The following is an 18,692-nucleotide window of genomic DNA, read 5'->3' as shown; positions in this document are numbered from 1 at the left end:
CCTTCGCGCATTAGGGAGGCGCGTGGGGCGGGTCTATGCTGCTGGCCTCATCGATGGAGTTCTGGATTGAGCGTTGCCTTCACCAAGGAAGAAAGTGCCGAGACCGCGTCCGAAACGCTGTTGCCGGACCGCCCCATTTCGCCGCATCCCAACCTGGTGACCGAAGCAGGACGCAAGGCGCTGGAGCGTGAGCTCCAGGCGGCACGCGAGGCCCTTGAGGCCGCGCAGCAGCTGGACGACGTCAACGAACGGCGGCGGCAGTCGGCGGTTCCGTTGCGCGACGCGCGCTATCTCACAGAGCGGCTCCGCACCGCGCAGGTCGTGCCTGACCCTGCTTCCACCGAAACTGTTGCCTTCGGCAGCACGGTGACTTTCAGCCGCGCCGACGGGCGGGTGCAGACCTATCGCATTGTCGGCGAGGACGAAGCCGACCCAAAGGCAGGCTCGATTTCCTTTGTCTCGCCGGTAGCGAGGTCGCTGATGGGCAAAGCCCTGGGCGACGTCGCAGGCTCGGGCGATCAGGAGCTGGAGATCGTCGCGATCGCTTAGAGAGGATGGGATTAGATTGAATGGCGGTCGCAAAGGCGGCGCGTCCCCTCGCCCCGTTCTTACGGGGAGAGGGTTTGGGGTGAGGGGCTGCCTCCGCACACGCGGAGACAGATACTCTCGCGGAGACCCCCCTCTCACCCGGAACGCATCTGCCGATGCGTTCCGACCTCTCCCCGCACGCGGGGCGAGGTGAACCGGAGTCCACCGCTCGATTCGGAGCAAAGTGATCACGCTGCCGGCAGGGCAAGCCGCTCGATAGTCTGAATATGCCGCGCCAGCAGGCTGCAGGCCTGTTCGATGTTGCGTGCGCGCAGCGCCTGCAGGATCACGCGATGATCCTGGCTCGGCCGCGGCCGCCAGCCGGCGTTGCGCGCCATCGCGAACACCAGTCGCGAATTCGCAAGCTGCAGGCCGTCGAGGCTGGCAAGCAGCCGCGGCATCGCGCACGGCGCCACCAGCGCATGGTGAAAGGCGCGATTGGCCATCTCGAAATCCTGCACCGTCTCGGCATTGTCGCCTTGGATCATGGCGAGTTCGATCCGTGCCAGATGGGCCGATGTGAGCCTGGGGGCGGCATTGCGCAACGCGACCACTTCGAGCGCGGCGCGCATCTCGGCGATTTCCTTCACCGACCTGGTGTCGAGCGGCGCGACCCGCACCCCGCGTCGCGGCACCGCAACAACGAGATGCTGCGCCTCCAATTGCCTGAAGGCCTCGCGCACCGGCACGTGGCTCGAATGGAATTCGCGCGCGACATGATCCTGCCGCAGCGGCGCGTCCGGCAGCAATTCGCCGTTGATGATGCGCTCGCCGATCGCTTCGGCGATGCGCCCCGCGGTGGTCGTGTTCTCGCCTTCGCTCGTCATAGATTATCTATCGTAAAAACGGGTGCGCGCGCGTACTGGCTCGGCTAGCATCGTTCTAAGTCCACAGATCATAGATAATATGCCAGATTATCTATGGTCCACAGCAAACGAGAAAGCAAGCCATATGGTTGATGTCGTGGAAATCGAACGGACCGACAGCGGCACCAGTGCAGCGCCCCGCAAGACCTGGGACCGTACCGAGGCTGAAGCACTCTACAATTTGCCGTTCGCGGATTTGATGTTTCAGGCGCAAGGCGTGCATCGCGCCAACTTCAATCCGAACCATGTCGAAACCGCGAGCCTGCTCAGCATCAAGACCGGCGGCTGCCCGGAAGACTGCGGCTACTGCTCGCAAAGCGCGCATTACGACACCGGCCTGAAGGCCACTCGCCTGATGCCGCGGGACGAAGTGGTCGCGGTCGCGCAGCGCGCCAAGGACGCCGGCGCAACCCGCTTCTGCATGGCTGCGGCCTGGCGCAGCCCGAAGGACCGCGATCTCGATCAGGTCTGCGACATGGTCAGCGCGGTGAAGGGCCTCGGCATGGAAACCTGCGTCACGCTCGGCATGCTGACGCCAAAGCAGGCCGAGCGTCTCTCTGACGCCGGGCTCGATTTCTACAACCACAACGTCGACACCTCGCCCGAGTTCTACGACAAGATCATCACCACCCGCACCCTGCAGGATCGCATCGATACGCTCGCGCATGTGCGCGACGCCGGCATCAAGGTCTGCTGCGGCGGCATTATCGGCATGGGTGAACAGGTCGATGACCGGCTCGGCATGCTGATGCTGCTTGCCAATCTCCCCAGCCATCCGGAGAGCGTGCCGATCAATCTGTGGAACGAGGTCAATGGCGTTCCGGTCAACGACACCGCGGAACGGCCCGATCCGATCGCGCTGGTGCGTCTGGTTGCCACTGCGCGGATCATGATGCCGAAGAGCGTGGTGCGGCTGTCGGCCGGACGGCAATACATGACCGACGAGCTGCAGGCGATGTGCTTCCTCGCCGGCGCGAATTCGATCTTCATCGGCGATGTGCTGCTGACCACCAGGAACCCGCAGCGCGATCGCGACGCCGATTTGCTGGACCGGCTCGGCATCAACTCCGCCCTCGCCTGAGCGCAACTCCGGCACGCGCGCGGCGGGATTCGCCGCGCGACCAACTACAAATCTGAGAGAGAAGCATGAGCGCAATCCATGCGGCCAAGGTCGCTGATTACGCCGCGGCCTTGCACGCCCTGAGCAAGGACGATCGGCTGCGCGGTCTCAAGCCGCGCGCAGGCATCGATTTCGTCTCGAACGACTATCTGGCGCTCGCGAACGCGCCGCGCATCAAGAATGCGGTCTCGGCCGCGCTCGAGGCCGGCACACCGATCGGCGCCGGTGGGTCGCGGCTGCTGCGCGGCAATTGCGAGGAGCACGAACGGCTAGAGGCCGAAGCCGCCGCGTTCTTTGGAGCCGAGACGGCGCTGTTCTTCGGCGGCGGCTATGTCGCCAATTTCGCCGTGCTGACGACGCTGCCGCAGCGCGGCGATCTCCTGGTGCTCGATTCTCTCGTGCACGCCAGCATCCATGAAGGCGCGCGGGCCGGCCGGGCCGAATTCCGGATCAGCGCGCACAATGATCCCCAGTCGGTCGAAGACACCATTCGCGGCTGGCGTGCCGAGGGCGGCACGGGCCGGGCTTGGATCGTGGTCGAAAGCGTCTACAGCATGGATGGCGACGTCGCGCCGCTCGACGACCTCGTCGCCATCGCGGACCGGCACGACGCGTTCCTGATGGTGGACGAGGCGCATGGCACCGGCGTCTATGGCGAGCAGGGGCGTGGGCTGACGGCGTCCTATGAGGGGCGCGAGAACCTCGTGATCGTTCATACCTGCGGCAAGGCGCTGGGCGCCGCCGGCGCGCTGGTCACCGCTTCGACCGTGCTGCGCGACTTCATGATCAATCGCTGCCGCCCGTTCATCTTCGCCACTGCACCGTCGCCACTTGTGGCCGTCGCCGTGCGCGAGGCGCTGCTGATCCTGCAGCAGGAGCCCGTGCATCAGCAGCGCCTGGCAAAACTGGTCGCGTTCACGCATCGCGAGCTCGACCTGCGCGGTTGGCGCAGCCCGTCGCGCTCGCAGATCGTGCCCTATATCGTCGGCGACAATGCGCGTGCGATGCAGCTGGCGTCTGCGCTGCAGGCGCGCGGCTTCGATATCAGAGGCATCAGGCCGCCGACCGTGCCGGCAGGCTCTGCCCGGTTGCGGATTGCGCTGACCCTTAATGTCGACGAGGACGACGTGCGCGCGCTGCTCGACGCGCTGGTCGACGAGACCAAAGGCTGGTCGCGATGACGAGCCGGATCGTGATCACCGGCACCGATACCGGGATCGGAAAGACGGTGTTCTCCGCGGGCCTCGCCGGCTTCCTCGGCGCGCGCTACTGGAAGCCGGTTCAGGCCGGCCTCGAGGAGGAAACCGATGCGGAACTGGTCGCACGGCTTGGCGGGCTCCTGGCGGATCGCATCGTGCAGGAGCGTTACCGGCTTCGAACGCCGGCTTCGCCGCATCAGTCTGCTGCACTCGACGGCGTGCGCATCGACGCTGCCGCGCTCGGCGTGCCCGATGCCGGGGACCGTCCGCTGGTGATCGAGGGCGCCGGCGGGCTGATGGTGCCGCTCGACGGCAACACGCTCTATATCGATATCTTCGCGCGATGGCGCCTTCCGGTCGTGCTGTGCGCCCGCACCGCGCTCGGCACCATCAATCACTCGCTGTTGTCGGTCGAGGCGCTGCGCACGCGCGGGATCGACATTCACGGGATCGCATTCATCGGCGAGAGCAATCCCGAGAGCGAGCGCGCGATCTGCGAGATCGGGCAGGTGCGCCGGCTAGGCCGGTTGCCCTGGCTTGCTCCGCTTGCGGCAGACACGCTGCAGGCAGCGTTCAAGGCGTCGTTCCGGCGGGAAGATTTCAATCCATGACATCCGCTCGGAAGTCGCCGATCTGGCACCCGTTCACCCAGCACGCGCTGCACGGCGAGATGACGAGGATCGTGCGTGGGGAGGGCGCCTATCTCTACACCGCGGATGATCGCCGCATCATCGATGCGATCGCATCCTGGTGGGTCGTGACCCACGGCCATTGCCATCCGCACATCGCGCGCGCGATCCAGGACCAGGCGGAGCAGCTCAACCAGATCATCTTCGCGGGCCACACCCACGATCCGGCCGAGCAGGTCGCCGCGCGGCTGTTGAAGCTGGCGCCCGATGGGCTCGATTACGTGTTCTTCTCCGACTCTGGCTCGACCAGCGTCGAGGTGGCGCTGAAGATGGCGCTCGGCTACTGGCACAATATCGGCGCGACGCGCACGCAGATCATCGTAATGGAAAACTCCTACCATGGCGACACGGTCGGGACGATGTCCGTCGGCGCGCGCGGCGTCTTCAACAAGGCTTACGAGCCGCTGCTGTTCGACGTCGCGTCGATCCCGTTTCCGGCGCCTGGCCATGAACAGACGACGCTCGACGCGCTCGAAGCCGCGTGCAGGAAGGGATTCGCGGCAGCGTTCATTGTCGAACCGCTGATCCTGGGTGCGGGCGGGATGCTGATGTATCCGCCCTGGGTGCTGAAGGAAATGAAACGCATCTGCGCAGCCGCTGGCGTGTTGTTCATCGCCGACGAGGTGATGACCGGCTGGGGCCGCACCGGCACCTTGTTCGCCTGCGAGCAGGCCGACGTCAGGCCCGATATCGCCTGCTATTCGAAGGGCCTCACCGGCGGTTCGCTGCCGCTCGCGGTGACGCTTTGCCGGGCCGAGATCTACGACGCGCATTATTCCAGCGATCGTTCGCGCACCTTCTTCCACTCCAGCTCCTACACGGCAAACCCGGTCGCCTGCGCTGCTGCAAAAGCAAACCTCGAGCTCTGGCAACACGGTGCAGGCGCGCGCGTCTCCGCGGTGGCTGCGATGCAGGAGCGTCTGCTCGCCGCGTTCCGTGCCGACGCGCGCTTCGAGAACGTCCGCCGCACCGGGACCGTCACCGCACTTGATCTGAAGGCGAGCGATGCGGGCTATCTCGCCGGCATCGGCCCAAAGCTTCAGGCCTTCTTCGAACGCCGCAATCTGCTGCTGCGGCCGCTCGGCAACACGATCTACGTCATGCCGCCCTATTGCGTCACCGAGGCGGATCTCGAGGAGATCTACGACGGGATCAGCTGTGCGGCCGACGCGCTGGCTTGACGGCGCGCTTCGCGCCCAAAAGTCAGGGATGATGATCGCATCGCGGTCGTGGTGTGCGCGATGGGGTCTCATACGACATCGGCGTGCCCTTGCAGGCACGCCGATGAGCCCGATCATGAGTGTTGGTGTGGCGCCGGACGCGGCCTCGCAGCAGGATGCGGCCGTGGCGCCGGTCGTGACACATGCGGCGGCGCGGGCCGATGCACAACCGCTTGCGCGACGCGCGGTGCCGGTGGATGCGCGACCGCGCGTGGCTGCGGCGGTGCATGCTGCACGAGCTGCGGTCTTGACGCCGGCGGAGCGACGTGCGGCGCGGGTGCGGGATGTGCGCCGGTGCCGGGGAGAGCATGCGCAGTCGGCAAGGCGTGTCCCGGCGGCAAAGCGTTCCCCGTCGGTAGAGCGTGTCCGGCCGGCGAAGCATTTGCTGTCGGCAGGGCATGTCCTGGCGGCGGAGCATTCCCCGTCGGGAGAGCATGTCCCGTTGGCAAGGCGTGTGCGGCCGTGGGTTGCGCATGTCGGGGCGGCGGCGCCGCGATCGGCTTGCCCGGGCGCGCGGCCACCACGCCGGCGCCGCTGAACCGTGCTGCGTGCGCGGTCGCGGCGACCGCCGGATGACCATGGTTGTTGGCGAGCGTCAGCGCCGGATTCTTCATCGCCGCTTCCGCGTGTCGCGTCTGCTCGCCGGTCGCGGCCACGTGGTGCCCGCTCTGGGCCGCGAGCTGCTGCGGCGTCGGTTTCACCGTGGTGCCGCCGGTGCCGCCGTTATAGCTGACGTTGGTTGTGTTGTTGACGACGGTCTTGTTGTAGACGTTGGTGACCGAGACGTTCGAGATGTTGTTGACGGAGCTGTTGTAGAAGAAGCTGCCGCCGCGCCAGTAGCCGCCCTCATAGCCGACGCCGGTGTAGCCGAAGCCATAAGAGATGCCGCCGTAGAAGCCGACGGTCGCGCCCCAATATCCGGCGTGGAAGGCGTAGGCGCCGTCGTTCCAGCCCCAATAGCCGGGGGTCCACAGCAATTCAGGCGCAGGCGGAAGCACCCATGTGCCGGGCACCCAGTAGTAACCGGTATCGTCGCTCCATGCCCAATAGCCCGGAGTCCAGATGTAGCCGGGCGCGGGGATCGGCGGCTGGACATAGACCGGCAATGGCGGCGGCGCCGCATTGACGGTGATGCCGATGGCAAGCTGCCCGCGTGCTGGCGCGAGCGGTGAGAGAAGCAGAGGCTGAGAGCCAAGGCGAAAGGCAGTCCGGCGATGCGGCGCATGGCACATACTCCAATCTTCTTCCCCCAGCGTTGGAGTCGAATAGTGGCGGCGACATGAACCCGTTGTGAATGTTTGTGCTGACACCGTGATTTCGAGATCGCGCGACGGCGGGATCGTTAACGACGGCGAATGCAAGTCAGCTCGGTGTCAGGATGGAACGCGACGGTGCGGTCGCGTCAGCTTCATCACTGCGCCAAATAGTCGAATTTTCGATTTGAATTGGACGACGACCCCCTGCGCGTCATCAATCGGTGCCCGGAGCATCCGGCTGCCAAAGGCCGGGCAGAGAGGTTTGGCATGGCGCGATCCGCCGACATCGACATCAACGCGGGCGCGCGCCTCGACAGGCTACCGATCTGCGGATTCCACTGGCGCATCCTGGCCCTGATCGGCGCCGGCATGTTCCTCGACGCGTTCGATATCTATCTGGCCGGCGGCGTGCTGGGCGCCGTGCTCAAGGAAGGCTGGTCGACGCTCGAGCTCAACGCCGCATTCGTCTCCGCGACCTTCGTCGGGATGACGATCGGCGCGTGGTGCTCCGGCATCCTCGGCGATCGGTTCGGCCGCCGCTTCTCCTATCAGATGAACCTCGCGATCTTTGGCCTCGCCTCGATCGCCGCGGCCTTCGCGCCGAACATGATGGTCCTGATCGGCCTGCGTTTCATCATCGGCATTGGCCTCGGCGCAGAGATCGTGGTCGGCTACGCGACGTTGACGGAATTCGTGCCGGCTTCCTCGCGTGGGCGCTGGATCGGGCTACTGGCCGTGATCACCAATTTCTCGCTGTTCGTCTCGTCGATGGTCGGCCTGTGGGTGATCCCGACGCTTGGATGGCGCTACATGTTCGGCCTTGTCGGTTGCCTTGCGATGGTCGTCTGGATTCTGCGCAAGTCGATGCCGGAATCGCCGCGCTGGCTCGCCGCCAACGGACGCGCCGATGAAGCCGAGAAGATCCTGTCGGCGATCGAAGTCGAGGCCGCGCGCAAGGCGACACTGCCTGCCGTCGCTGCCCGCGCGCCGGTGCAGGAGTCTCCCGGCGCGGTCTGGCGTCTGTTCCAGCCGCCGTATCTCGCGCGCACGCTGCTCGGCAGCCTGTTGCACATCGTCGTCGGCTTCAGCCTCTACGGGTTCATCGGCTGGCTGCCGACCTTCATGGTCAAGGGCGGCCACAGCGTGGTTTCCTCGCTGGGCTACACCACGGTGATGGCGCTGGGCGGCCCGGTCGGATCGCTGATCGGGCTCGTGCTGGCGGACCGGCTCGGACGCAGGCTGTCGATCGTCTGTTCGTCGATTGCGGCAGCGGCGCTCGGTATCGCCTATCCATACATGCCGGATGGTGTTGCGCTCGCGGGTGTGGGCTTCCTGCTGATCACGGCGATCTACGTGATGCTGGCGACCGGGTTCGCGATGCACGTCCCCGAACTGTTTCCGACGCGGTATCGGCTTCGCGGCACGGCGATCTGCGCCACATCCGGACGCATCGCGACCGCGCTGGTTCAATACGTCGTGGTTGCGATCTTCGCCTGGCAGGGGCTGACCGGCGTGCTGACGACCCTGGCCGGCATCCTCGTCTTCCAGGCCGTGGTCTTCCTCGTGTTCGGTTTCGAGACCAAGGGGCGCTCTTTAGAGGACGCATCGGCCGTCACGGACGCCGAGGCAGCACGTCAATCGCCCATGGCGCGGAGGCCGGCGGACCTCGGCGCCTAGTTCAGGTCGGAGCACGCCACCCTGATCCGGTCGCGGAGCCAGCCGTTCGCGTTGCTCTGATCGTATCTGCGGTGCCAGTACAACATCCAGTCGAACGGCGCGGACTCGAACGGCAGTTCCTCCATCCTCAGATCGTCGTCCATCAGCACGGTCGCGAGGTGCCTCGGCATCACCGCGAGCAGATCGGTCTTCTTCAAGACGTGAGGCACGACCAGCCAATGCGGCACGTTCAGGGCAATGCGTCTTCGATGGCCGCGTTCGGCGAGCACGTCGTCGACGAAGCGAAGATCGGTCGGGCTCATCGAGACCTTCATGTGCTCCTGCGCGATGAAGCGCTCAAAAGTCAGCCGTGCGCGCTTGATCTGGTGTCCGCGTCGCATCAGGCAGACCATGCGGTCTCGCAGCAGCGTTTCCGAACGGATCGATGCGGAATGCTCGAGCCCCATGCTCACCGCGACGTCGATCTCGTCCCGCTCGAGCGCATCGATCGTCAGGGCGGGCGGCAGATGGATCGTGTTGTAGGAGATCCGCCCCTCCGGCGGCCGCGCTGCGGCGAGTCGCGGCAGCAGCAGGCACGCGAGAATGTCCGACATCCTGATCGTGAAGGTGCGTTCGGTCCGGTCTGGATCGAAGCCGGCGTCGCTCGCCATCACGCGCTCGACCTGGCGCAGGACCTGGCGCAGCGGCTCCGCCAGTTCGGTGGCGCGGGGCGTCGGCTTCATCCCGATTGTGGTCCGCACCAGGAGTTCGTCCTTAAACATCGCGCGCAGCCGGTTAAGCGCATTGCTCATCGCGGGTTGGCTGAGGCCGACGCGGTCTGCCGCCTTGGTGACGTGACGCTCGGTCAGCAATGCGTCCAGCGCGACGAGCACATTGAGGTCGATGGATCGAAGGTTCATCCATCATTCATATCGTGAATGACGAAAGATAACAAATCCATTTCATCCATGATGGCGCAGCGCGTATCAATCGATCAGGACCAAGGAGGGCATCAATGAGCTTTGAGACGATCAAGCGCGACGTGAAGATCTGCATGTTCGACCAGTACGGCACGGTCGTCGACATGCAGGGCGGCCTGACCAGGATCGCGACGCCGTTCCTCGAGAAGAAGGGCTGGAGGGGCGATCCGGATTCCTTCGTCACGTGGTGGCGTCGCACGCATTTCGAGAACTCGATGATCGATGCGTTGCTGCATCGCGAGCACACGCCTTATCGCGAGATCGGGCACCGCGCGGTTGCCCACGTCATGGATCGCGCGAAGATCGACTACACGATGGACGATGTGCGTTACCTCGTGGGCGAGATCGAGAAGCTGGTGCCGTTTCCGGAGGTGCCGGACGCGCTCGCGCGGCTGCAACGCAAGTACAAGCTCGTCGTGCTCTCGAACGGCGATCCGGACATGCTCGAGACGGCGAAGCAATACCACAAGGTCCCGTTCGATCGCGTGATCTCGGTGGCGGAGGCCAATTCGTTCAAGCCGCATGTCGCGACCTACACCAAAGCGGCCGAGATCATGGGCGTGAAGCCGGCGCAGGTGCTGTTCGTGGCCAATCATGCCTTCGACTGCATCGGCGCCAAGTCCGCCGGCATGCGGACGGCCTTCATCGATCGGCGCAGCCGCCCGTTCGGCATCACGCCGCATCAGCCTGATATCCTGGTGCCGTCGATGAAGGACCTCGCCGATGCGATCGTCTGATCGCGAGCCGCTGTCGGGCATCAGGGTCCTCGACCTCTGCCGAGTGGTCTCCGGCCCGTTTGCCACGATGCAGCTCGGCGATCTCGGCGCCGACATCGTCAAGATCGAGGATCCGCGTCAAGGCGACGAAAGCCGCCGTTACGGACCCCCCTTCGTCGGCGGCGAGAGTGCGTATTTTCTGTCGGTGAACCGCAACAAGCGAAGTTGCGCCATCGATCTGAAGTCGCCGGCTGGGCGCGACGCGGTGCTCGATCTTGCATCCGTCGCAGACGTCGTCATCGAGAACTTCCGCCCCGGCACCCTGGACAAATGGGGGCTCGGCTTCGACGCGCTGCGCGCCCGAAAGGCCGACATCATCCTGTGCAGCATTTCGGGATTCGGTCGCACCGGTGCCGACGCCGCGCGCCCCGGCTACGATCTGATTCTGCAGGGCGAATCCGGCGTGATGGACATCACCGGCGATCCGGACGGACCGCCGACCAAGGTCGGCACGTCGATCGCCGACCTCGTCACGGGCCTTTATGCGTCGCATTCGGTGTTGGCCGCGCTGATGCGCAAGAGCCGCACCGGCGAGGGCGGCCGGGTCGACGTCTCCATGCTCGACGCCATGGCGTCGCTGCTGACGTTCAACGCCGGCATGTACTTCGCCTCGGGACAAAGCCCGAAGCGCCGCGGCAATGTCCATCCGACCATCAGCCCGTATGAACCGTTCGAGGCGAGTGACGGCTGGATCAATGTCGGGGTCGCGAACGACAAGTTCTGGGCGGCGTTTTGCGGCGTCGTCGGCCGTCCGAAGCTGCGCGAGGACATCCGCTTCGCAACCGCTCCGAAGCGTGCGGCGAGCCGCAACGAGCTCGTCGCGATCCTTTCGCCGATCTTTGCCCGGCGAAGTCGCGCCGACTGGCTGCAGGCGCTCGGCGCGGCGGGCATTCCGTGCGGCGCGATCAAGTCGGTCGGCGAGGTCTGCGAAACGCCTCAACTCACGCAGCGGGGAATGGTCCAGACCATCAGCCATCCGGCGGCGGGAGATGTGAAGTTCATCGCGAGGCCGACGCGGTTCGGCGACGAACCGCCGCCACCTTCCACGCCGCCGCCGATGCTCGGCGAACACACAGGCGAGGTGTTTACGGAATGGCTCGGCTGGAGCGACGATCGGCTCGAGAGGTCAGCGGTCGATGGCGCGTTCGGCGACTTTGGACGGACGTTCGTGCGATCGTCGATGTGAGCGGCGCCGCTGCGGTCGCGCCGCGCCGCCCAACGTGCGGCGAAATGGCACGTAGCACAGTCCTGGCCTTTACCTGATCAAGCGCGCCCGTCCGCGGGAATTAAGAACTCGCTTTCCAAGATACAGAATTTGGATGGCGCAATCCTGAATCGACGCCGATATTCTGGCCCAGGTTGAGGTGCGGCGCGCGATGAAGGACTTTATTGCCAAGTTCCTAACGTACAATCTGGAGATGCTTGCCAAGGCCTCGGATGAGGACCCGGCCGCGCATGACCGGAATGCAGTATGGCTGCGCGCTGCGATTCCGGCTCGTCCGGCGGCAGCCGAGATCGGTTGGATCGGCGGCAATCCAAAGCTTCCCGATCCCTTCCAATGGCCCGGCAGGGACGGCCAGCCGTATCAGTTTCTTTGCCAGATCAATTGCGCATCCTTGCCGCCCAGCCTGTGGGGCGGCGTCGGTCCGAGGGCGGGGTGGCTGGCATTTTTCGCAGCCGTGTCCGGCCGTATCGACGTGAAGGTGATCCATCAACCGACGCTCGGACCGCAACGCGGCAACGAACGCGCCTGGCAGAAGAGCGCCACGGGTCTGTATTGGGTCGATGACAAGTATGACGGGCTGCTGGCACCGCCGCCCAGATGGCCGCTCGACTTCGTGCATCCCGTCGACGGCGAAAGCTGCGTTCCAAACCGGCTGCGGCGCAATCCTTCTGCCGATGCCGTTTTCGCCATCGCATCGTGGGAGCTTCAGCCGATCGATTGGAGAACGCTCGAACTGCTCGTGCAGGAGGCGCTTGCCCAATCGAGGGCGTGGGCGGCGCGTCTGACCGACGCGGCGCGGCAGCAGGAAGCGCGGCTCAAGCCGCCGCGCAAGGAGCTGGTGACTGCGTTCGAGCAACTCGCTGAAACAGCGGAACGGCTGCGCGAGGCGTTGGCACGTTCCGAAGCGGAGCAGCCATTCTCGTTGCAAAGCTGGCTGTCCCGCGCCGAACTGGTCCTGCGCATCAGGGAGCTGCACGACGAGATCACCTTGCAGCGTGGCGGCAGCTTCGTTGCGGCGCTCGACAAGTCGGAAATCGAGCTCGCCAATGGCGAGGGTTTTCTGGCGCCGATCTGGGTGAAATCGAAAGCGCCTCTGTTGCCGCCCGATACCGAGCAAGGGCGCAGATATGCCGGGCTGGTTCGGCTCATTCAGGACCTTGAACGAGATATTCAGGCCGACGTACGGATGCCGTCGCCCGACAGGGGCGTTTCAGCCGATCTCGCCGGCTGGCTGGAATACAGGGAGAAGTTTCCGCAGGACTGGGAAGCCTATGCGGCGCGGGTTCGCGGGATTCGCAAACTGTACTACGCGTTCTGGATCGACAACGCCGCGGCGCTCGAGACGACGATGGCGCATGGTCGCGGGCTGCCGCCGCCCGAAAGCTGGGCAGACGCCCGCGGGCGCGCGGAGAGCGAGCGCGACTGGGCGCATGAGCAATTGCGCAGGTTCGGAACGGCCGAGGCAAGCGAGGGCCAGAGGCCCGCCATCGCACGGAGCAGGCAGCAGAAGGCCGAGGCGCTCGTCGCAGAGCTGGAAGCGGTCATGCGCAGGATCCGCAATCGCCAGAGCGAGGCCGCGTTCGTGCCCGACGAGTGGACCGCGCTCTATCGGCTGCTCGATGAGCGTGCGGCCGATCAGGCGCTGCCGGAGTTTTGGTCGACGGGGTACAGGGTGTTGCGCTCCGAAATCGCCAAGCAGCTTTACGCCGACGATCCCGATGCAGTGATCCCTGCGGCCCGGCATCCGCTTGAGACCGACTGGGCGTTCGACGCCGAGCAAGCCACGCTCCAGATCGGCGGCGCCCCGCGCGGCTGGTGCGCGGACTTTATCGAAAACAAGCCGAACTCGGTCATGCTGCTGCAATTTCCGAGCAACAATCTCACGCATTTCAGATGCGGCGACGTCAGCGACCTCGTCGTCTCGATCTCCCGCTCCGATCTTGAACGGTACGACTTCAGACATGTGCGGGTGGATGTATCGAATTGACAGATCCGCCGCAAAGGCGGTTGCCGGTGGCAGCCGAATGATCAGCGAAGCGAAAGACGGCCAATATCCGATTGCTGGCTGCGCAAAGGTGTCCTTTTGAAACGGCCTGTCATTCTTGCCGTCATGGCCATTGCATTGGCGTGGCTGTTGGTCCGATGCAGTACGCCGCAGGCATCTTTGCGCTACCGGATGACCATCGAGGTCGAAACCCCCGGCGGAATGAGGTCCGGCTCTTCAGTCATGGAGTTGCGCCTTGAGCGGGAATTCCTGATCCCGATGCCGGGCGCTGGTGGTTCCGACTGGGGTGGTGGCTTCACCGTGCACGGCGAAGCCCCATTTGTGGATCTTGGCGACGGAAAGGTTCTGTTCGCGACGAACTACGATCGAAATTACAGCTATCTGAGCAGCATGCCGCATATCGTCGTCCAGGTTCTCGGTTATCGCGAGCTGGCGCCGCCACCTCCGTCCGGGGACAACGCGAGAACCATGAGCGCGGCTGTCAAAGCCAAGCCATCCGGCGTCCTGCGTCCGAAGGATTATCCGACGCTGGTGACGTTCACCGACACGAACAAGCCTAAATCCGTTGTCGTGGTCTCGCCCGACAATCTCGCCGCCGCCTTCGGGGCGGGCTACCGGCTCGGCAGAATGACGTTTCAAGTGGTCGAGCGGGACGCGCCGCTCACCGCCACTCTCGCGGCCCATTTTCCGGCGCTTGTTGACGAGCGCGGCCGGCTGACCCTGCGTTGACCGGCTCGGTGGCGCATCGCGAGGTGTTGGCGGCGTCCCGTCAATCGGGATCTGCCTCGGGTTGAGCCGGCACCATTCCTTCAGCGGCATGAAGGTGCCCGACCATATTCCGCGCCTGGCTTGCTCCGCCTCGTGCTGCTCCGGCTGAGACGGTCACTGGCATTGCCAGGATCGATATCCGGTTTCATACTCTGGCATAGGCCGGAGCCGGCCAGCTAACCTGACGGCGCGGCCAACCCGGAGAATACAAGAGACAATACCGGGTTTCTGAGCGGCGGGAGACGGCGATGTCGTTTCGTCTCGCATTCGCCTTTGTGTCGATAGCGGCGCTGCTGGTTGATTCGACTGACGCCGTGTCGCAGGACATGCTGCGGAGTGTCGACCTCAACAGTCCGGAAATGACGGCGTCGGAGATGACGCGCGCCGAGGTCGATGCGCTCCTCAAGTCGATCCCTCAAGGGGACGGACGCACTGCAGATTTGGATGGAAAGCGACTGTCGCACCTCGATCTCTCGGGCCTCGACTTCTCCGGCGGCAACCTTCATCTCGTAAAGCTCAACCAGACCAATCTGAAAGGCGCCCGCTTCGATCGGGCTATCTTGAACCAGGCCTGGCTGATCGACGCAGACTTGACGGGGGCGTCCCTCGTCAAGGCATCGCTGCTCGGCACGCAGATGCAACGCGCCAAGCTTGGCGGCGCCGACTTGAGCGGCGCTCGGATAACCGCCGATCTTTCCGGTGCTAGCCTGATCGGGGCCAGGCTTGCGGGCGCCGATCTGAGCGCTGATATGCGCAACCAATCGATGGGCCTGATGCGTGGCGTGCTCAAATCCGCCGATCTGCGGAACGCGGATTTAAGCGGCGCCAATCTCTCGCGCGCCGATCTCGAATTTGCGCAACTGCAGAATGCCAATTTGGCGAACTGCAGCCTCCATAGAGCTGACCTTGCGGGAGCCGACCTATCCGACGCCAATGTCGCCGGCGCAGATTTCACCGAGGCCGACCTTGCGTCGGCCCTGTTGCCGAGCGCGGCGGCGCTGGCCGAGGCCCGCAATCTGGACAAGGCCCGGAACTTGAACTTGGCGCGGCGCCCCCGTTAGGGATCGAATTGCAGTGTCCTGCGACAAGACCTATGTTCTGTCTTGAGAACCACGCAGCCGCTCATCGTGCGGCGGGCACGACCACGGTGGATGGTTGCATGTCGCACCGGAGGTGACGTCATGACCATTTCTCCCAAACTGCACAATTATCTCGCTGCAGAAAACATCGAGTACGACGAAATCCCGCACGTACTGACGATGTCGTCAGCCCTTACCGCCCAGGCTTGTCACGTCTCGGGCGATCGCTTGGCCAAGGCCATTGTGCTGCGCCGCAACGACGGGTATCTGCTCGCCGTGCTGCCGGCATCGCATCACCTCAGGCTGGCGGATCTCAGGGCGAGATTCGGTGACGATATCGCCATGGCCGCTGAAGGCGAGATCGATCGGCTGTTCACGGACTGTGCGCACGGGGCGGTTCCCGCCGCCGGTAGCTGCTACGGGCTCGACGTTATCGTTGATGACAGCATCCGGATGCAGCCCGAGATCTATATCGAAGCCGGCGATCATGAGACGTTGCTTCATCTCGGTCGTGCGCAATTCGCACGCCTGACCGCCGGTTCCCTGCATGGCAGCTTCAGTGCGCATGACTGAGGCGGCGTGACAGCGGGACCATCTATCTGTGCGCCCCGACTGGAGCATGATCCGGAGGGGTGCGAAGCGGCTCTTCCCCGAGGCAAGGGAGGAACGCGCTTGCGCGGAGATCATGCTCAAGCAAGGGGCTCGAGCGCGATAACGCTTCGACCCGGTTTCATCGTGCCTTAAGGCGCAGCACGTATGCAGTCGCGCCAGCTCTGTTGTATAATTGCGAGCGAGGGGGTGCTGCCTTGGACGGGAGGTCCTCCATGAAAGTCAAGGACGTGATGCACAAGGGCGTCGATTGGGTGAGCCCCGACACGCCAATCACCGAAATCGCGAAATTGATGCAAGGGCACGACATCGGCTGCATTCCGATCGGGCAAGACGATCGTCTGATCGGGATGGTGACGGATCGCGACCTCGTCTGCAAAGGTCTCGCGAGCAAGGACTTCAACTCTGCGCGCACCACAGCGCGGGATGTGATGACCGAAGGCATCCACTGCTGCCGGGAAGACGACGACCTGACGAAAGCTATACATCACATGGAAACGCTGAAGATTCGCAGACTGCCTGTGATCAACAAGAGCAAGCGGATGGTTGGCATGATCAGCCTGGGCGATGTAGGCCACTTTGCCGGTGCCGATCTCTTGTCCCAATGCATGAAGAGCGTGTCGGCTCATCATTGAGGCGAGGCCGGTCTGCGGGAAGCTGGCAGACCGGCCAGTATCGTGGTCAACCGGGAAGGCAACCGGTGCCGGCTGTCTCGCAGGCATCGGCCCGAAGCTGGACGGCGATCGGCACGGTTCGATCTCCATCCGATCTGTCGAGGGGCGGATCGCACGACGATCCGCCCGACACCTCGTTATCGCCAGGTCGATCAACCGAGGTGATGAACCTTCTGCAAGCCGTAGACCGGGGTTGGGATGCCTTCCATCCGCGCCTTCAGTTGCAGCGCCAGATACTGGGAGTAATGCCGCGACTGGTGCAGATTGCCGCCGTGGAACCAAAGTGCCTCCTGCTGGGTCGGCTTCCACATGTTGCGCTGCTCGCCCTCCCACGGGCCGGGGTCCTTGGTGGTATCGGATCCAAGACCCCAGACCTTGCCGACCTTGTCGGCGACGTTCTTCGAGATCAGGTCGGCGGCCCAACCGTTCATCGAGCCATAGCCGGTGGCATAGACGACGAGATCGGCGGGGAGTTCGCTGCCGTCCACGAACCTGACGCCGGTTTCGGTCAGTTCCCGCACCGCAGCGCCCTTGCCGCTCTTGAGCTTGATCGAACCGTCGATCACGAGATCGCAGGCGCCGACGTCGATGTAATAGCCCGAACCGCGGCGCAGGTACTTCATGAACAGGCCGGAGCCGTCGTCGCCCCAATCATGCATGAAGCCGACTTTCTCCAGCGCGGCGTAGAAATCCTTGTCGCGCTCGCGCATCTGCTCGTAGAGCGGGATCTGGAATTCGTGCATGATCTTGTAGGGCAACGAGGCGAAGATCAAATCGGCCTTGCGCGTGGTCATCCCGCTCGCCACCGCCTGCTCCGAATAGAGCGCGCCGAGCCCGATATCCATCAGCGTGTCGGATTTCACGATATGCGTGGACGAGCGCTGCACCATGGTGACGTCGGCGCCACCTTCCCATAGCGCCGCGCAAATATCGTGGGCGGAGTTGTTGGAGCCGATCACCACCACCTTCTTGCCGCGATATTTCTCCGGCCCCGGGTGGGTCGAGGAATGCTGCTGCTCACCCTTGAAGATGTCCTGCCCCTTGTAGGTGGGCCAGTTCGCCTTGCCCGACATGCCGGTCGCCAGCACGAGCTGCTTCGGCTTGAGCGTGATCTCCTTGCCGTCGCGCTCGACCACGACGGTCCATTCCCCGGCCTTCTCGTCATACTTGGCCGACTTCGCCGTGGTCGAGCTCCAGTAGTTGAGCTCCATCACCTTCGTGTACATCTCCAGCCAGTCGCCGATCTTGTCCTTCGGCGCGAACACCGGCCAGTTTTTCGGGAAGTCGATATAGGGCAGATGGTCGTACCAGACCGGATCGTGCAGGCAGAGCGACTTGTATCGCTTGCGCCAGGAATCGCCGGCGCGTTCGTTCTTCTCGATGATGATGGTTGGCACGTTCAATTGCCGCAGCCGCGCGCCAAGCGCGATGCCGCCCTGGCCACCGCCGATGATCAGCGCATAGGGTTGTTTTGCATGACCCAGCTCGGTGATTTCCTGGTCACGTTCCTCGCGCCAGCTCTTACGGTCCTTGCAATGGCCGTGCTTGGCGCCGAGCGGACGGGTGGAGCCGGACTTTTCCTCATGTCCCTTGAGCTCGGCCATGGTGGTGAGCAAGGTCCAGATGCGTCCATCCTTCATGCGCAGGTGACCATAGCCGCGCGCGACATCGGTCTCGAATTCGATCCAGCTCTCGATGATGCCGCCGGCCTCGCTCGCGGCTTCGCCATCGGCAATGCGCCATCCCGACGGTTTGCTATCCGCAAGCCGCGCTTGAAGCATGTCGCGGATCTGATCCTTGCCTTCCATGGTTTTGATGTTCCAGGTGAAGGTGACCAGATCGCGCCAGTAGCAATCGGTCTGGAACAGCGCGATCGCGCGTTCGATGTCACCCGACGACAATGCGACGTTGAACTCGTCGAGCAGCGCGGTGATCTTTCCGTCCGGGGCCTTCGTGAGCATGGTTTCATTCTCCCATATGCC

At 64.3% G+C, this 18,692-nt stretch carries 17 protein-coding genes; 13 read left to right on the top strand and 4 right to left on the bottom strand.

Annotated features, from left to right (window positions below; translation table 11 throughout):
* Positions 1-66: 66 nt before the first annotated feature.
* Positions 67-549 carry a transcription elongation factor GreA gene (gene greA / locus ACVWZM_RS17045; RefSeq protein ID WP_076824576.1) on the top strand — a complete coding sequence of 161 codons (483 nt, stop codon included), beginning with the start codon at positions 67-69 and terminating at the stop codon, positions 547-549.
* Between the two features lie 227 nt (positions 550-776).
* On the opposite strand, the gene ACVWZM_RS17040 is transcribed toward greA, so the two are convergent.
* Positions 777-1,415 carry a GntR family transcriptional regulator gene (locus tag ACVWZM_RS17040; protein WP_057015362.1) on the bottom strand — a complete coding sequence of 213 codons (639 nt, stop codon included), beginning with the start codon at positions 1,413-1,415 and terminating at the stop codon, positions 777-779.
* A gap of 124 nt (positions 1,416-1,539) precedes the next feature.
* Between ACVWZM_RS17040 and bioB the strand changes: the two genes are divergently transcribed.
* From bioB to ACVWZM_RS17020, 4 genes are all read left to right on the top strand, one after another.
* Positions 1,540-2,535, top strand: coding sequence for a biotin synthase BioB (gene bioB / locus ACVWZM_RS17035; protein ID WP_316395150.1), 996 nt, complete (start codon positions 1,540-1,542; stop codon positions 2,533-2,535).
* A 65-nt stretch (positions 2,536-2,600) separates the two neighbouring features.
* Positions 2,601-3,755 carry an 8-amino-7-oxononanoate synthase gene (locus tag ACVWZM_RS17030; RefSeq protein WP_456853966.1) on the top strand — a complete coding sequence of 385 codons (1,155 nt, stop codon included), beginning with the start codon at positions 2,601-2,603 and terminating at the stop codon, positions 3,753-3,755.
* On the top strand, positions 3,752-4,384 hold the full coding sequence (gene bioD, locus ACVWZM_RS17025; protein WP_456853964.1) for a dethiobiotin synthase: 633 nt from the start codon (positions 3,752-3,754) through the stop codon (positions 4,382-4,384). Before ACVWZM_RS17030 ends, bioD begins: the two co-directional genes overlap by 4 nt.
* Positions 4,381-5,643 carry an adenosylmethionine--8-amino-7-oxononanoate transaminase gene (locus tag ACVWZM_RS17020; protein ID WP_456853962.1) on the top strand — a complete coding sequence of 421 codons (1,263 nt, stop codon included), beginning with the start codon at positions 4,381-4,383 and terminating at the stop codon, positions 5,641-5,643. Before bioD ends, ACVWZM_RS17020 begins: the two co-directional genes overlap by 4 nt.
* Before the next feature lie 113 nt (positions 5,644-5,756).
* Here ACVWZM_RS17020 and ACVWZM_RS17015 read toward each other — a convergent pair whose 3' ends face one another.
* On the bottom strand, positions 5,757-6,788 hold the full coding sequence (locus ACVWZM_RS17015; RefSeq protein WP_456853960.1) for a hypothetical protein: 1,032 nt from the start codon (positions 6,786-6,788) through the stop codon (positions 5,757-5,759).
* Positions 6,789-7,205: 417 nt separating this feature from the next.
* Here ACVWZM_RS17015 and ACVWZM_RS17010 point away from each other — a divergent pair, with 417 nt between their 5' ends.
* Complete coding sequence (locus tag ACVWZM_RS17010) at positions 7,206-8,615, top strand: MFS transporter (protein ID WP_456853958.1); 1,410 nt, start codon at positions 7,206-7,208, stop codon at positions 8,613-8,615.
* On the opposite strand, the gene ACVWZM_RS17005 is transcribed toward ACVWZM_RS17010, so the two are convergent.
* A complete protein-coding gene (locus tag ACVWZM_RS17005) occupies positions 8,612-9,514 on the bottom strand; it encodes a LysR family transcriptional regulator (protein WP_456853956.1) in 903 nt (300 codons plus the stop codon). The genes ACVWZM_RS17010 and ACVWZM_RS17005 overlap by 4 nt on opposite strands.
* 95 nt (positions 9,515-9,609) lie before the next feature.
* On the opposite strand from ACVWZM_RS17005, the gene ACVWZM_RS17000 reads away from it, so the two are divergent.
* From ACVWZM_RS17000 to ACVWZM_RS16970, 7 genes are all read left to right on the top strand, one after another.
* Positions 9,610-10,311, top strand: coding sequence for a haloacid dehalogenase type II (locus tag ACVWZM_RS17000; RefSeq protein WP_057015370.1), 702 nt, complete (start codon positions 9,610-9,612; stop codon positions 10,309-10,311).
* Positions 10,298-11,536, top strand: a complete 1,239-nt coding sequence (locus tag ACVWZM_RS16995) for a CaiB/BaiF CoA transferase family protein (RefSeq protein ID WP_076824594.1) — start codon at positions 10,298-10,300, stop codon at positions 11,534-11,536. The genes ACVWZM_RS17000 and ACVWZM_RS16995 overlap by 14 nt, the downstream gene beginning before the upstream one ends.
* Positions 11,537-11,726: 190 nt before the next feature.
* On the top strand, positions 11,727-13,562 hold the full coding sequence (locus tag ACVWZM_RS16990; protein ID WP_456853954.1) for a DUF1963 domain-containing protein: 1,836 nt from the start codon (positions 11,727-11,729) through the stop codon (positions 13,560-13,562).
* A gap of 96 nt (positions 13,563-13,658) precedes the next feature.
* Complete coding sequence (locus tag ACVWZM_RS16985; protein WP_456853952.1) at positions 13,659-14,309, top strand: hypothetical protein; 651 nt, start codon at positions 13,659-13,661, stop codon at positions 14,307-14,309.
* Positions 14,310-14,596: 287 nt separating this feature from the next.
* A complete protein-coding gene (locus ACVWZM_RS16980) occupies positions 14,597-15,409 on the top strand; it encodes a pentapeptide repeat-containing protein (protein WP_168856595.1) in 813 nt (270 codons plus the stop codon).
* 120 nt (positions 15,410-15,529) lie between these two features.
* Positions 15,530-16,000 (top strand): aminoacyl-tRNA deacylase, encoded by a 471-nt coding sequence (locus tag ACVWZM_RS16975; RefSeq protein ID WP_176937234.1) that lies wholly within the window; start codon positions 15,530-15,532, stop codon positions 15,998-16,000.
* 251 nt (positions 16,001-16,251) lie between these two features.
* The gene (locus tag ACVWZM_RS16970) at positions 16,252-16,671 is read left to right on the top strand and encodes a CBS domain-containing protein (RefSeq protein ID WP_057015376.1); all 420 of its coding nucleotides are present in this window, start codon (positions 16,252-16,254) and stop codon (positions 16,669-16,671) included.
* A gap of 191 nt (positions 16,672-16,862) precedes the next feature.
* On the opposite strand, the gene ACVWZM_RS16965 is transcribed toward ACVWZM_RS16970, so the two are convergent.
* A complete protein-coding gene (locus ACVWZM_RS16965) occupies positions 16,863-18,671 on the bottom strand; it encodes an NAD(P)/FAD-dependent oxidoreductase (RefSeq protein WP_456853950.1) in 1,809 nt (602 codons plus the stop codon).
* Positions 18,672-18,692: the final 21 nt, after the last annotated feature.

The sequence above is a fragment of the Bradyrhizobium sp. USDA 4501 genome (assembly GCF_054062115.1).
The sequence above is the reverse complement of the archived record's forward strand: the minus strand, read 5'-3'. Positions and strand labels throughout refer to the sequence as shown.